Raw genomic sequence first — 13840 nt, 5'->3', positions numbered from 1 at the left:
TCACAGTCGACTGGAGAACGAGAACCGCGGCATCGGAGCGGACCGCGGTCCTGAAAGTGGAGCCACAGCTTCGGGACTCCGTGACGTCGTGCGCGACTCAGCCCACCTCGCGCTCGGGGACGAGCTCGTCGTTGTCCGCGTCGACGGGCTGCTCATCCTGGAATGAGCTGGGCAGCAGGTTGAAGGGCAGCAGCTTCGTCAGCGCCGCCAGCAGCAGGAACCCGCCCGGCGCCGCGAAGATGGCGAGCGCCGGAATCGCCTTGGCCACGTCGATGAGCTGCGCCCGCATCCGCTTGCGCTCCTCACCCGTGAGCGTCTGCCGCCGCGCCGCCTTCGTCAGCAGCACCGCCAGGTCGCCCGTCTCGCGAATCTCCTGCATGAGCCGGTGGAAGTTCTTCTCCACCACCTCCTGCACCCCGGCCACCATGTCCTCGCCCATGGCACCGGCCGCGTCCGTCACCGTGAAGGCGTCCACCAGCGAGCGGTGCTGGGCGTAGAACTCCGCCATCTCCAGCTCCAGCCGTTGCAGCTCCGCCTTCGGCACGTGGAGCGCGTCCGCCAGCTCGCTGATGAACACCCGCTCGCGCCGCGTGCGCCGGCCGTCCACCAGCGCCGCCAGCAGCGTCTGCTCCAGCAGGAAGTGCCGCATGTCCACGCTGCGCACCTGCTTCACCACGTCGCGCACCGAGCGCCGCCGCTCGAAGGACTGCTTCACCGCCGCCTTCAGCTCCGTCTCCACCTTGTCCGGCAGCCGCAGGTCCTCCACCTGCCGCAGAATCGCCCGGCGCGCGGGAGGCCCGGGCAGGCGGTCCACGCACGCCAGCCCCGTCAGCACGTCCACCAGCAGCGCCTTCTGCCTCGCCGCGAAGTCCAGCCGCCGCCGCGCGCGCTCGCGCTGGAAGCGCCCGGAGGAGAAGTAATCAATCGCCTGCCGGCAGAAGAGCTGCGCGTCCGCGTACTGCGCGCCGTTGTGCAGCACCAGCCCGTACATCGGGTCGCCCGCCAGCGTCGGCTCGCGCTTGCGCAGCGCTGCCTCCACCTTCCCCACCAGCCGCTTCTGCACCGCCGTCCCGGCGGCCAGCCGCGTGTCCAGCGCGTCCGCCAGGTCCAGCTCGCCGGTCAGCACCGCGAACAGCAGCAGCAACTGCTCACGTCGGGGCCCCTCCGGCGCCCCCACCAGGTGGGCCAGGTCCAGGGCCAGGCGCGCCAGCGTCTTCACCACCGCGCGGAAGAGCTGCTCCTCCAGCGCTCGCGCCTGAAGCTCGGTGGGGGCGTCCGCGTCCTGGGGCGTCGGGGCATCCGCGGGGGTGCCATACAGGAGCCCGGTGGCGCGCAGCGTGCGGCGCAGGTACGCGCGGGCCCGGGCACGGCCGGACGCCAGCGGCGCGGCGGACGGCTCCAGCGAGGACGAGCTCGCGGAGGCCATCGCCTCGTCCAGGAGCGGGAGCAGCCATCCCGCCTTGCTGAAGTCCAACACCGGTACACCCCCTCGACCGCCGCCGGCAGTTCGGGAGCAGTGACGCCGGATGTAACCCAGCCGCATTCTGGTTTCCACCCGCCCTGGGGCCCCGTTCGTTCCCCATGCGTCAGCGGCCCCAGAACACGCGCTACTGCTTCCCTCCCGACAGCCTTCCAGGCCTGGAGCCCGAGCCAGCGCCCACTTCTCGCACGTCAGCCCACAAGCTGGAGCCGGGCGCCGTGCAGCACCTGAAGCTGACGAGCAACCGGCCAGTCAGGCTCGAAGTCGAAGCCTCGTGGGGAGCGGAGGGCCAGCTCCCATGCCGCGCGGGTCCGCGCTTCCAACCGGCCGTGCGGGTCCGCCAGCTCCCTGAGACAGAGGTCCGTGTTGAAGGGCCGGCCGTGCCGCCAGCGCGGCGCCGAGAGGAACCGGCCGTGGTGCTCCTGCCACCAGCTCCGCCAGGGCCCGGGCTCGCACCGGGGCAGCAGCACCCGGGGCCCGGAGGGCTCCTCGTCTTCCTCGTCGCACGCGCCGCGCATGCGCACCTCGTGCAGCAATGGGGCGCCCGTCATGAGGGCCAGTGCCTCGGCGGCGGCCGCGGCAGTTCCGGACTCGAGATGTTCGAGCAGCAACGGTACGGTGGAAGGGACTCCAAGAATGCCCAACGCGAGCAGCGCGGGCACGGACAGCGAGGACACCGCCAGCCAGCGTTGAATCCCTGTCACATCCCGCGCGTCTCCCGCGAGCGCCAACAGCTCCAGCAACCGCGCAGGAGGAGGCGTGCTGCTCGCGCACAGGTGACGCACCCGGCCGAGCGCGCTGGAGGAGCCCAACAGGAGGGTGGCCCGCAGCAGCGCGGCGGCCTCGTCCGGAGGAACGTGAGGGACCCGGGCCTCCAGGAGCTGCAATGTGGGGACGTACCGAAGACGCGCGAGGGCCAGCGCGGCCGCCTCGCGCACCGGGGCCAGCGCATCGTCGAGCAGGAGGAACAGGCGCGTGGCGTCTCCTTCCCTCCTCCAGCCCAGCGCGTGGGCCGCGGCGGCGCGCACGTTGGGACGCGGCGAGTCGAGGAGGGTCATGAGCGCGGAGGCCGTGTGGCCCGGGGGGACCAGCGCGAGGGCTTCGAACCAGGCGGGGACGAGGTCCTCGGGGGCCTGGACCAGGGAGCGGACGACGTCCTCCAGACTCGCGGGGCCGTGCAGGGCGAGCGCGAAGGCGGCGGCGCGCACCCGGTGGGAGTCCTCCTCTGCGAGGGCCGTACGAGCGAGGTCGAGACTGCCCGCGCCTCCCGCGTGAAGCGCCTCCGCGTGGGCCAGGGCTCGAGCCTCCAGCCTTGCAATGCCGGGCCAGGGGACGTTGGGGTCGCGCAGGTGGCGCGAGCGCTGGGCCAGCAGGAACTCCAGCTCGGACAGGTGGACCTCGCCGAGCTCCCGGAGGAAGTCCTCCGCGCCGGGGTGTCTGGACAGGGACGCCATGGGTTCAGTCCTCGGGAGGCGGCTGTCACTGACGAGGGGGCAGGTGGCTCTTGAGCGTCCCGCCCACCTTCCACACCCAGTCCTCCGTCTCCGAGGCGCTGATGACCTGACCGTGCATCTTCCTGTCCGACTCGAACTCCTCCCACCTCACCGCGACGCGGCCCTCCTCGCATTCATACGCCTGGAAGTAGGGACCAGAGAGCGGATGACGGGTGAGGCCCAGTTCTTCCAGGACGAATTCGTAGGGCTGCTTCTCGTCGGACTTCCCCACGACTTCAACCCATGCAGAGGTTGCACGGTGAGGCAGCGACTCACTGCGCACTTCCAGATACATGTTGTGGAAGAGCAGCTCGGCAAGGCTGGTCGCCCATTGGAGCGTGTTCTCGGGCTCAACCTCGTGGTTCATCCTGTAGACGGTGCGAACCACCGCCGTCCCATCCTCCGAACGTTTCTCCAAATCCAACGCATAGCAGAGGTCGGTTTCCGTCAGGTCATCTCCAATCAAGAGGTAGCGTCTGGGGAGGACGCGCTTCTCGCCCCAGTAGCGGAGGCCGCGGAGCATGGTGCCGAGCCGGAAGTCGATGTGCTCCCACTTGAGCCCCTCGGTGCGGTGTCCCATGCGATGAAGGAAGGCCACGTAATCTTCGGGAAGCGGCCTCTGCCACTCGGTCACCAACTCGGCGATGTCTTCAGCGGACGCTCCCTTCAGCGGCATCCGGTGCGATGGCCAGTTCTCCTGCATGAAGTCCATGACCCGCTCAATCTTGTTCTTCACCTTCACACCTCCCCTTCTTCATGCGAGGGCTCACTCCGGGCCCGCTGCCGCGCCTCACACAACAGCACTGGCACCAACAACCTGCACGTTTCACAAGGCGGGTAGTCCTGTCCGTGCTCCTTCGTCTCCGTCGCGGGGCCGAACCACTGCTCCACCAACTCCAGCGGTTCCCAACCACGGCTCATTGCATAGAGCAGCAGCCTCGGCGCCGCGCAATTGCCCGGACGATTGGCGGTCCTGCTCTCGCCTTTCAACTTCTCTATCTCGAAGCCGTGTCTGGGCCGCTCGGCAAGCCGCTTCTCCTGAATCCTCATGGCCTTGTTGAGCTTCGCCCCATCGATGCCAGGCGCGACGTGAAACGCCGGGTCGAGCGCGAGCCCCAGTTTCGGCTCGAACATGCCCGAGGTGGCTCGAAGGTGGACCGTGCTTCCGTCACGCTTGCGGCACTTGAGCACGCCCAGCATGAAGCCACTGTTCTTTCTCGCCGCCACCGTATGCTTGAAGGCCGCCTGCTCCCCGCGCACGAGCAATCTCATCTCCTTGCGCACGTCCTCGGAGGGCTCGAGTCCTGGAGCGTGCTCCGAGAAGGGCTGCCCGCAGGCAGCACATACCGGTTCCTCGCCGTTCCTCCCCTTCGGCACCACCAGCGGGTCGCCGTACACCAGTCCCAGCGTGTTGCCGGTGTTGGCATTGGCCAGGAACGTATCCAGGAAGCGCACCACGCCCTGGCCTTCGACCCACACGTCGAGGCTCGCGGTGAGGAACACCACCTTCCCCTGAACCTTCGATGAGACGAGTCCACCACCTGCCGTCCCCGCCTCGTCGCCGGTGCTGGTGCTCAGGCAGCTTCCCTTCAGCGCCACCGGGTGCCCTTCGATATCCACCGAAGTGCTGCCATCCGCCAGGTCACTGTCCCGGGCCACATTCCCGTACGGCACGGGCACCGGCCCTCCGGGAGAGGGCGTCTTGCACACGTCCGGCGCCGCCGCTGTCTGGGTATTCCCATCCCCCTCGTGCAACACGGAGCGGCCATTGACATACGTCTTCATGGCGCCACCTCCAGGACGCAGCCCCCCACGGCGCCGCCGTCCGCGCTGCCGTACACCAGCACCCGCCCGCCTCCGCGCTTGCGCAGCAGGTACAGCCCCTGCCCCACCTGCAGCGCCCCCGCCGCCGCTCCCACGTCTCCCAATCCCTCGGAGATCTCGCGCACCACCAGCGGCTCCGGAAACAGTGCCGCGTTGCGCAGGTACGCCTGGCCGAAATCCCGCGCCCAGTACCCCTCCCCCGTCTGGCACGACAGCACCGCATCCACCCGCCGCCCTTCCACCGCCGGGTGTCTCCGCAGTTGGTGAAAGACTTTCGTCAGCGCCTCGGCCCGTCCGGGCGCCGCCTGCCGGAAGTGTCGCGTCTCCTGGCCGTGCGCCTCCGCCAACACCCACCCGGCGATGTCCAGCCCGTGACGCCGTGCCTCCTCCGCGCGCGCCAGCAGGAGAAAGCCCGCGCCCTCGCCTGGAATCAGCCCCTCCCGGCGTCCCCCTCCCAGGCACCGCCCCGTCTCCACCAGACGCCGCAGCGACGGCCCGTCACTCAGCGAGTCCGCCCCGCCCACCAGCACCCACCGCGCCCGGCCCTCGCTCAGCAGCCTGCGAGCCCGCGCCAGCGCGGAGAAGAGTCCGCCCCGCCCCGCTCGCGCGATGCACTCGTCCCACTCCAGCCGTGCCTCCGCCTCCAGCGCGTCCCGCAGCGCCACCTCGTCCCAGGGCGCTCCCAGCCCTTCCTCGGGAAGCACAAGCACTGCCGGCAACCGCGCCTCCTCCCACCGTCCCCTCACCGCCGCCAGGCAGTCCTCCAGCGCCGTCGCGCCCAGCGCCGCCATGCGCTGCGTGCGTGAGCGCCACGCCTCCAGCAGCTTGAGCCGCCCGGCCCGCACCTCCTCTCCATCGGCACCGCGAACCTCCGTCCGGACGAGGCCCGCCGTCCCCGCCGTCCGCTCGGCCCACGTCACCGCCGCCGTCAGTCCCACCGGCGTGCAGGCCCCCACCGCCACCACGGCCAGTCTCTCAGTGCCGTGGCTCATCGCGTCCCCACCTCGCGCACCACGCTGCCCTCGTACTCCGCCAGCTCCCGGTGCACGGGGATGGCCGCGCGCCACAGCAGCGTCACCGCGCCCGCGTCCACCTCGAGATGCACCGCGTCCAGCACCAGCGCGCGCTTCTCCGCCCGCCGCCGCAAACGGACCTCCACCTGGAGGTCATGGCAGGGCAGGAGGAGCTCCCTTCGCCCGTCCGGGTGCATTCCCGCGAGCACCACCGTCTCGCCGCCCCGCAGGCCCTCCGCGGCATTCAGCCCGGGGGCCGCGGCCTGGAAGAAGCGCTCGTCGAAGTCCTCCGGCCACAGCGGAGCCCGGGACTCCACCCACCGCGCGTCGTACGTGCCCGCGTACGCGCGCCGGGGTTGCCAGTGTCGAGCCACCGGCCCGAAGCCCACCGGCGCCACTCGCCGCGTGGGGTGCTCCAGGGGGACTCCGGGTCCTCCAACTGCGGCAGGAGCTCGTCCACCGCCGCGCCCACGCTGGCGTGGAGGCCACGGCCCACCGGGTTGGCCGGCTCACCCGGCCCGCCCGCGCTGAGCTCCGGCTCGCCCCAGTACACGTCCGCCTCGGGTGGGGGACGCTGGACGTCGCTGACCTTCAATGGCTGTGATGTCGAGCGCCCGGCGGGCGGCAGGTCGAAGCGACCCGCGACACACACCACCAGGACTTCACACCCGTGCCTGTCCCAGAGCAGGAAATCATTCGCGGCGAAGCGGGTGTGATTCTCGATATGTGCTGACACGAAGGCCCCCCTTGCCACGAGCAGGCAAGGAGGGCCTTAACCAATCCCAGACACCGCCACCATCCAACGGCGGGCGGAGTCCACGCAATTCATTGCACCCCGGCGCGATGGCTCTGTTCAACCCCAGACATCGGCACCATGCACGCGCTTCGGGGGCCGGGGACGCCGGCGTGCACTACAGCGCGGTCGCCTTGCCGGGCTCCAGGTCCACCACCTTGGCCGGGCCGCGCAGCGTCTTCAACTCACCCCGCAGTGCATCGGGGGTGCCCTGGAGCAACGGGAAGGTGCCGTAGTGCATGGGGACGATGCTCTGCACCTTCAGCAGCCGGGCCGCCTGGGCGGCCTCCGCCGGGCCCATGGTGAAGTGCCCGCCGATGGGCAGCATGGCCACGGTGGGCTTGAACTGGGTGGCGATGAGCGACATGCCCTCGAAGGGGCCGGTGTCACCCGCGTGGTACAGCGTGGGGCCGTTGTCGATGGCCAGCACGTAGCCCAGCGGCGCGCCCGCGTACTGGGACTGGGCCTTGGGGTCCGCCTGGTAGCTGCTGGAGTGCACCGCCTCCACGAGGTGGATGGTGACGTCCTTCACCTTGAAGGTGCCGCCCGCGTTGGCGCCCACGGCCTGGGCCTCGGGCAGGCCGAGCAGGTTGATGAGCTCGAACGAGCCGAACACCTTCGCGCCCGTCTTCTGTGCCAGCGCCTTCGTCTCACCCACATGGTCGAAGTGGCCGTGGGTGACGAGGATGGCGTCCAGCGCGTCCGGCTGGGCCGCGCCCTGCGGGGCCTTGGGGTTGGTGAGCCACGGGTCGATGGCAATCACCGCCCCGCCCGGGGTGCGCACGATGAAGGCCGCGTGGCCCCACCACGTCACCTCCGTCTTGCCCTTCGCCGCCGCCGCGCCCTTCGCGCCCGCCGAGGCCTTGCCAGTGGCCGGAGTGCCCTGGGCCGGAGCGGCCGGGGCGCCCTGTGCCGCCGCCGTCCCGCCGAAGGTCAACAGCGCTCCCACCACCACTGCCATGAGCTGCGTCCGCATATGTGTCCACTCCTGTGCGTCGAGATATCGAACCGCCGCCGTGGCGCCGTCTGGAGGCACCCCACGGCCGGGCCGCCGATTGTCATTCCCCGGACGGCCAATCAAGGGCCTGCCACACCCGCCTGCCACCCGGCGGACAGATGCCTGGGAGGAGCGGAGGCCTCAATCTCGAATCGACCGTCGACATGACGGGCACGCGGGCAGCCGGAGGGCCCGCCGGGCGTGCTGAGCTTCCTTCCCCGCACGGGGCGGCCCCGCGCTAACGTCCCCGGACGGTGGACCACCGATTCCAAGTCAGCCTCCGCGGGGTCATCGACCTCCTCTCGCACCACCTGTACAGCTCGCCCGGGGTGTATGTGCGCGAGCTCCTGCAGAACGCCACGGACGCCATCCGCGCGCGGCAACTCGTGGAGCCCGGCCACACCGGCACCGTCCGGCTGGAGCTGATGGAGAAGCAGGACGGCAGCCCGCCCACCCTCCTCTTCAGCGACGACGGCGTGGGGCTGACGGAGGACGAAATCCACCGCTTCCTCGCCACGATTGGCGAGTCCTCCAAGCGCGAGGAGTCCCTGGCCGCCCGCCGCAACGACTTCATCGGCCAGTTCGGCATCGGCCTCCTGTCCTGCTTCATGGTGTGCGATGAGCTGCTGGTGGTGACGCGCTCGGCACGCGGGGACGGGCGCACGCTGGAGTGGCGCGGCCGCCATGACGGCACCTACGCCGTGCGGCCGTCCGAGCACCCGCTCGACAGGCCGGGCACCCAGGTCTTCCTCATGGCCCGCGCGGACATGACGGAGTGGTTCACCACCGAGCGCCTGCGCCACCTCGCGAGACACTACGGCGGCCTGCTCCCCTTCCCCATCCAGCTCACCGCGGGCGGCCACACCGAGCGCCTCAACCCGGATGGCCCCCCGTGGCGCCGCGAGTACGAGAGCGCATCCGAGCGGCGCAAGGCGCTGCTGGCCTACGGGCGCGAGGTGTTCGATACGGACTTCATCGACTGCATCCCCCTGCGCTCCACCGCGGGCGACGTGGACGGGGTGGCCTTCGTGCTGCCGGCGTCGCCGCACTTCAACGCGCGGCAGAAGCACCGCGTGTACCTGAAGCACATGCTGCTGTCGGAGAGCGCGGAGAACCTGCTCCCCGAGTGGGCCTTCTTCGTGAAGTGCGTGGTCAACGCCAATGCCTTGCGTCCCACCGCCAGCCGCGAGTCCTTCTACGAGGACGAATCCCTGGCACTGGCGCGTGAGGCATTGGGCCAGGGGCTGCGCACCTACCTGGTGGACCTGGCGCACGAGGACCCGCGCGCGCTGCAGCGGCTGATTGCCCTCCACGGGCTGAGCGTGAAGGCATTGGCGCTGGACGACGACGACTTCTACAAGCTCGTCATCCATTGGCTGCCCTTCGAGACGTCGATGGGGGTCATGACGCTGGCGGACTACCGGCGGGCGCACGAGGTGGTGCGGTACACGCCCACGCTGGACGGCTTCCGGCAGGTGGCGCGGGTGGCGGGGGCGCAGGGGCTGTGCATCATCAACGCGGCGTACACGCACGACGCGGCGCTGCTGGAGAAGCTGCCGCACGTGGTGCCGGACGCACGGGTGGAGCCCTTCTCCGCGGCGGACCTGCCACAGAGCTTCGAGGAGCTGTCGCTGGACGAGCGCGAGGCCGTCTTCCCACTGCTGCGCATGGCGGAGCGCGTGCTGGCGCCGTTCCGCTGCGGCGTGGTGGTGAAGAAGTTCTTCCCGGCGGAGGTGCCCACGCTCTACAGCTCGGACGCGGAGGGCACCTTCCGGCGTGACGCGGAGCGGGCGCGCGAGGAGTCCGACGACCTCTACGCGGGCGTGCTGGAGGGCGTCATGGCGGCGTCGAGCGGCGAGCCGGCGCAGCTCTGCTTCAACCTGCACAACCCGGTGGTGCGCCGGTTGGCGGCGGTGGCGGACCGGGAGGTGCTGAAGCTGTCGGTGGAGATGCTCTACGTGCAGGCATTGCTGCTGGGCCACCACCCGCTGAACGCGCAGGAAATGGCGCTGTTGAACCAGGGCCTCCTGGGGCTCATCTCCGCGCAGCTCGGCGGCACGGGCGACGGCGGCGAGGACGGCGGCGGCGGGTCCGGCTCCAGGGGGTTCCACTGATGTCCGGCGACTGGCGCGAGCAGGCGCAGGACCTGTGGGAGCGCGCGGACGCGATGGAGCCCGGCGAGGGCAAGGTGCGGCTCCTGGAGGAGGCGGTGCGACTGGCGGACGCGCACTCGGACACGGGCCTGGGCTACATGCTGCGCGACGCGCTCATCGACGCGGCGACCTTCGGCGGCTTCCCCGACAAGGCGCTGGTGGCCTTCGCGTGGTGCCGGGGCCAGCAGAAGAAGGACCCGAAGCGCTTCGACCCGGAGGGGATGTTCTGGAAGCAGAAGTGGGTGGTGGGGCGCATCAAGGAGTTCCCTCACATCACCCGCAAGCAGATTGCCGACGCGCTGGACGACATGGAGCAGTGCTTCGCGAAGGCGGACGCGGGGAAGCGCTCCGTGCTGAAGCTGCGCTACATGGCGGCGCGGGAGATGGGCGACACGGCCGAGGCCGAGCGCCTGTGGGCCGCCTGGCTGGAGGCTCCGAGGGACCACCTCACCGACTGCCGCGCGTGCGAGCTGGATGACGAGCTGGACCACCACGTCGACAAGGGCGAGTGGGAGCAGGCCCTGCGCAAGGCGCGGCCGATTCTGGAAGGCAGACAGGGCTGCGCGGAGATTCCGCACCTCACCTTCGGCACGCTGCTGTACCCGCTCTTCAAGCTGGGCAACCTGGAGCAGGCACGTGACATCCACCGGCGTGGCTACGCGATGGTGGCGAAGAACCGCGAGTTCCTCGCCACGGTGGGCGAGCACCTGGAGTTCCTCGCGCTGACGGACAACCTGTCGCGCGGGCTGACGCTGCTGGAGAAGCACCTGGGATGGGCGCTGGAGCACCCGAGCCACCGGGACAGGTTCACCTTCTACGCGGCGGCCGCGTTCCTGCTGGAGCGCATCCGCGCGGAGGGCGGCCGGGACACGGTGAGCCTGCGGCTGACCAAGGCGTTTCCGTTGTACCGCGCGGACTGCGGCTACGAGGTGAAGGCGCTGCACGCGTGGGTGGACGGACAGGCGCGGGAGATTGCCTCCCGCTTCGACGCGCGCAACGGGACGGACCGCTTCGCGCGGCTGTTGGCGCGCAACCGGACGCTGGCGGACGAGGTGCGGCCGTTCGCCATTGACTCAACTCCGTGACAACTGCAACGCAGCGGACATGAGGAGTGCCTTTGACGGCCCGCGTCTGTTCACCATTCACGCGAATACGTGAAACCCGCGATAACGATACTCATGGCGAACCCGTACTGATGGCGCGCGTCCGGAATGGACGCCCCCGGCGGAGCGATTGCCCCCTGCCCGCCGGGGTTCCTCCCAACATCAGTGACAGGTGAATCCATGAACTTCGCAAAGAGTGTCGTCCTGGCTGCGTTCGCCGCGGGTGCCGTCGCGTGCGGTGGTGCCGGGATGGATGAGGACACGCGGCTGCCCGCTGAAGAAGAGCTCGCCACGTCGGAGCAGGGCATCTGTGAGGGTTATTCGGCTGGCGCGGTCTGCAGCATCAAGTGCACCAGCACTTCCCCCTGGTTCTTCATCAACAATGTGCCCTTCGGACAATGCACGGCGAGGGGTACCAGTGCCTGCGGCTACACGCCGTATGGCACTTGCTGGAGCACCAATCCCTGAGCACTGAGCAGCTCGAGATGACTTGAATCACAAACAGACCACCGGGCCCGGAGTACATCCCGGGCCTGGCGGCCTTGCCGTGTGCGTTCAGCGTTTGAGATTGCGGAACGGGTTGTTGAATGGCTCGGGGGACTTCTTGTCGCCTGAGCCCGTGCCGCCTGGGCCCGAGGAAGCCTTGCCACCCGTGGCACCAGGGCGAGCGCCCGGAGCCGGCCGGCTCCCGGCTCCCGAAGGACCACCCGCGCCGGAAGGCCGCGCACCCTGCCCTCCGCCGCCGCGCTCCGTCATCCGTCCCGGGCCCGTCGCGCCGCCCACGGGCGGCCGGCTCGCGCCTCCGGACTGCGCCGCCCCGCCCTCCTGCGCCGCGCGCACGGAGAGCGCCAGCCGCTTGCGCGCCAGGTCCACGGTGAGCACGCGCACCGTCAACCTGTCGCCCACCTTCACCACCTCGGATGGGTCCTTCACGAACTTCGTCGACAGCTGCGACACGTGCACGAGGCCGTCCTGGTGCACGCCCACGTCCACGAAGGCGCCGAACGCGGTGACGTTCGTCACCACGCCCTGGAGCACCATGCCCTCCTTCACGTCCTCCAGCGTGCGCAAGTCCTCGCGCAGCTGCGGCGCCGTGAAGTCGCCGCGCGGGTCTCTGCTGGGCTTCTCCAGCTCCGCGAGGATGTCCTTCAGCGTCATCTCACCCAGGTCCGGGCCCAGGTAGCGCTTCGCATCAATCTTCCGCACCAGCGCCGCGTTGCCCACCAGCGCGCCCACCTCCACGCCGAGGTCCTTCGCCATGCGCTCCACCACCGGGTAGCGCTCCGGGTGCACCGCGCTCGAGTCCAGCGGCTCCGGCCCTCGCACGCGCAGGAAGCCCGCCGCCTGCTCGAAAGTCTTCGGCCCCAGCCCGCTCACCTTGAGCAGCTCGCGCCGCGTGGTGAAGCGCCCCTTCGACGCGCGGTGCGCCACCAGCTTCTTCGCGAGCGACGGACCCACGCCGGACACGTGCTCCAGGAGCTGCGGCGACGCGGTATTCACATCCACGCCCACCGCGTTCACACACGAGTCCACCACCTCGCCCAGCTTCTTCTTGAGGAGCCCCTGGTCCACGTCGTGCTGGTACTGCCCCACGCCGATGCTCTTGGGGTCGATTTTCACCAGCTCCGCCAGCGGGTCCTGCAGGCGCCGGCCGATGGACACCGCGCCGCGCAGGCTCACGTCCAGGTCCGGGAACTCGTCGCGAGCCACCTCCGACGCCGAGTACACCGATGCGCCCTGCTCGCTCACCGACACCACGGGGAGCTGCGAGCCCATCGCCTTCAGCGTGTCGCGCACGAAACCTTCCGCCTCGCGGCTGCCGGTGCCGTTACCCACCGCAATCAGCTCCGGCTTGTGCTTCTGCACCACCGCGGACAGCAGCTTCGCGGCGCGGGCGCGCTCGTCCGCGCTGCGCTCGGTGTAGAGCGTCAGCGTCTCCACCACCTTGCCGGTGGCGTCCATCATCGCCAGCTTGATGCCCGTGCGCAGGCCCGGGTCCAGGGCCAGCACCGCGCGCGCTCCGGCGGGCGGCGTGAGCAGCAGGTGGCGCAGGTTCTCCCCGAAGACGCCGATGGCCTGCCGGTCCGCGCGCTCCTTCAGCTCCGAGCGCAGCTCCGACTCCAGCGACGGCCCCATCAGCCGCTCCCAGCCGTCCTCCACCGCCGCGCGCAGCTCCTGAGCGAAGAGGGATTGCGGCTTCGTCACCACGCGCGAGGCGAGCAGCGCCTTCACCTCGTCGTCCGGCATGTGGAGCTTCACCTTCAGCACGCCCTCCTCCTCGCCGCGCATCAGCGCCAGCACGCGATGGGACGGGGCCTGGGACAGCGGCTCCTCGTGGCCGTAGTAGTTCTCGAACTTGGTGGGCTCGCCCTTCTTGGCAGGCACCACGTCCGAGCGCAGCGTCCCGCGCTTCGTGCACACCTCACGGGCCTCGCGGCGCAGGGTGGCGTCCTCGGCCACGCGCTCGGCGCAGATGTCGCGCGCGCCCGCGAGCGCCGCGTCCAGGTCCGGCACCTCCTTCTCCGCGTTGACGAACGGGCGCACCTTCGCGTCGCGGTCGTCACCGCGCTTCCCCTCCTGCTTCCACAGCAGGTCCGCCAGCGGCTCCAGCCCGCGCTCGCGAGCAATGGCGGCGCGAGTACGGCGCTTGGGCTTGTACGGGAGGTACAGGTCCTCCAGCTCGGTGCGCGTCTTGGCGGCCTTCAGGGCCTTCTCCAGCGCGGGCGTCAGCTTCCCCTGCTCTTCAATCGTGCGGAGGATGGTGTCGCGGCGGGAGTCCAGCTCGGTGCGCTCCGCGGCCTTGTCGAGGATGGTCTGAATCTGGACCTCGTCCAGGCCCCCCGTGACCTCCTTGCGGTAGCGCGCGATGAAGGGAACGGTGGAGCCCTCCTCGCTCAGCGCGAGGGTCCGGTCCACCTGCTCGGGCTTGAGGCCCAGCTCCTGCGAAAGCTCGACGGCGTAGGCGTGCATGGCGCCGCCTCTAT

At 70.2% G+C, this 13840-nt stretch carries 11 protein-coding genes; 3 read left to right on the top strand and 8 right to left on the bottom strand.

Annotation, left to right across the window (positions count from 1 at the left end):
• Positions 1 to 97: 97 nt before the first annotated feature.
• The 7 genes from ACVTJA_RS09970 to ACVTJA_RS09940 form a co-directional block, all read right to left on the bottom strand.
• Positions 98 to 1477, bottom strand: a complete 1380-nt coding sequence (locus tag ACVTJA_RS09970; protein WP_465835892.1) for a TerB family tellurite resistance protein — start codon at positions 1475 to 1477, stop codon at positions 98 to 100.
• Between the two features lie 194 nt (positions 1478 to 1671).
• Positions 1672 to 2934, bottom strand: coding sequence for a HEAT repeat domain-containing protein (locus ACVTJA_RS09965; protein ID WP_465835890.1), 1263 nt, complete (start codon positions 2932 to 2934; stop codon positions 1672 to 1674).
• Positions 2935 to 2959: 25 nt separating this feature from the next.
• Positions 2960 to 3715, bottom strand: a complete 756-nt coding sequence (locus tag ACVTJA_RS09960; protein ID WP_465835889.1) for an SMI1/KNR4 family protein — start codon at positions 3713 to 3715, stop codon at positions 2960 to 2962.
• Positions 3712 to 4758 carry a DUF4150 domain-containing protein gene (locus tag ACVTJA_RS09955; protein ID WP_465835888.1) on the bottom strand — a complete coding sequence of 349 codons (1047 nt, stop codon included), beginning with the start codon at positions 4756 to 4758 and terminating at the stop codon, positions 3712 to 3714. The genes ACVTJA_RS09960 and ACVTJA_RS09955 overlap by 4 nt, the downstream gene beginning before the upstream one ends.
• Entirely contained in the window at positions 4755 to 5789 is a 1035-nt protein-coding gene (locus ACVTJA_RS09950) for a 3-oxoacyl-ACP synthase (RefSeq protein WP_465835886.1), read from the bottom strand. The genes ACVTJA_RS09955 and ACVTJA_RS09950 overlap by 4 nt, the downstream gene beginning before the upstream one ends.
• Entirely contained in the window at positions 5786 to 6208 is a 423-nt protein-coding gene (locus ACVTJA_RS09945; protein ID WP_465835884.1) for a DUF2169 domain-containing protein, read from the bottom strand. The genes ACVTJA_RS09950 and ACVTJA_RS09945 overlap by 4 nt, the downstream gene beginning before the upstream one ends.
• Before the next feature lie 513 nt (positions 6209 to 6721).
• Positions 6722 to 7579: a metal-dependent hydrolase gene (locus ACVTJA_RS09940; protein WP_465835882.1), complete on the bottom strand. Its 858-nt coding sequence runs from the start codon at positions 7577 to 7579 to the stop codon at positions 6722 to 6724.
• A gap of 275 nt (positions 7580 to 7854) precedes the next feature.
• Here ACVTJA_RS09940 and ACVTJA_RS09935 point away from each other — a divergent pair, with 275 nt between their 5' ends.
• The 3 genes from ACVTJA_RS09935 to ACVTJA_RS09925 all read left to right on the top strand — a co-directional run bounded on the left by ACVTJA_RS09935 (position 7855) and on the right by ACVTJA_RS09925 (position 11324).
• Entirely contained in the window at positions 7855 to 9714 is a 1860-nt protein-coding gene (locus ACVTJA_RS09935; protein ID WP_465835881.1) for an HSP90 family protein, read from the top strand.
• On the top strand, positions 9714 to 10838 hold the full coding sequence (locus ACVTJA_RS09930) for a hypothetical protein (protein ID WP_465835880.1): 1125 nt from the start codon (positions 9714 to 9716) through the stop codon (positions 10836 to 10838). Before ACVTJA_RS09935 ends, ACVTJA_RS09930 begins: the two co-directional genes overlap by 1 nt.
• Before the next feature lie 198 nt (positions 10839 to 11036).
• Positions 11037 to 11324: a hypothetical protein gene (locus tag ACVTJA_RS09925; RefSeq protein ID WP_465835879.1), complete on the top strand. Its 288-nt coding sequence runs from the start codon at positions 11037 to 11039 to the stop codon at positions 11322 to 11324.
• A gap of 87 nt (positions 11325 to 11411) precedes the next feature.
• Here the strand turns inward: ACVTJA_RS09925 and ACVTJA_RS09920 are convergent, their stop codons facing one another.
• Entirely contained in the window at positions 11412 to 13826 is a 2415-nt protein-coding gene (locus ACVTJA_RS09920) for a Tex family protein (protein WP_465835878.1), read from the bottom strand.
• Positions 13827 to 13840 lie beyond the last annotated feature (14 nt).

It is taken from the genome of Pyxidicoccus sp. M6 (genome assembly GCF_055568925.1).
This window is presented reverse-complemented; position numbering and strand designations above follow the sequence as displayed.

Bases quoted from the DNA above. Each gene is read 5' to 3' on its own strand.
- ACVTJA_RS09965 (WP_465835890.1), bottom strand. From the start codon at position 2,934: ATGGCGTCCCTGTCCAGACACCCCGGCGCGGAGGACTTCCTCCGGGAG.
- ACVTJA_RS09955 (WP_465835888.1), bottom strand. From the start codon at position 4,758: ATGAAGACGTATGTCAATGGCCGCTCCGTGTTGCACGAGGGGGATGGG.
- ACVTJA_RS09950 (WP_465835886.1), bottom strand. From the start codon at position 5,789: ATGAGCCACGGCACTGAGAGACTGGCCGTGGTGGCGGTGGGGGCCTGC.
- ACVTJA_RS09940 (WP_465835882.1), bottom strand. From the start codon at position 7,579: ATGCGGACGCAGCTCATGGCAGTGGTGGTGGGAGCGCTGTTGACCTTC.
- ACVTJA_RS09930 (WP_465835880.1), top strand. From the start codon at position 9,714: ATGTCCGGCGACTGGCGCGAGCAGGCGCAGGACCTGTGGGAGCGCGCG.
- ACVTJA_RS09925 (WP_465835879.1), top strand. From the start codon at position 11,037: ATGAACTTCGCAAAGAGTGTCGTCCTGGCTGCGTTCGCCGCGGGTGCC.
- ACVTJA_RS09920 (WP_465835878.1), bottom strand. From the start codon at position 13,826: ATGCACGCCTACGCCGTCGAGCTTTCGCAGGAGCTGGGCCTCAAGCCC.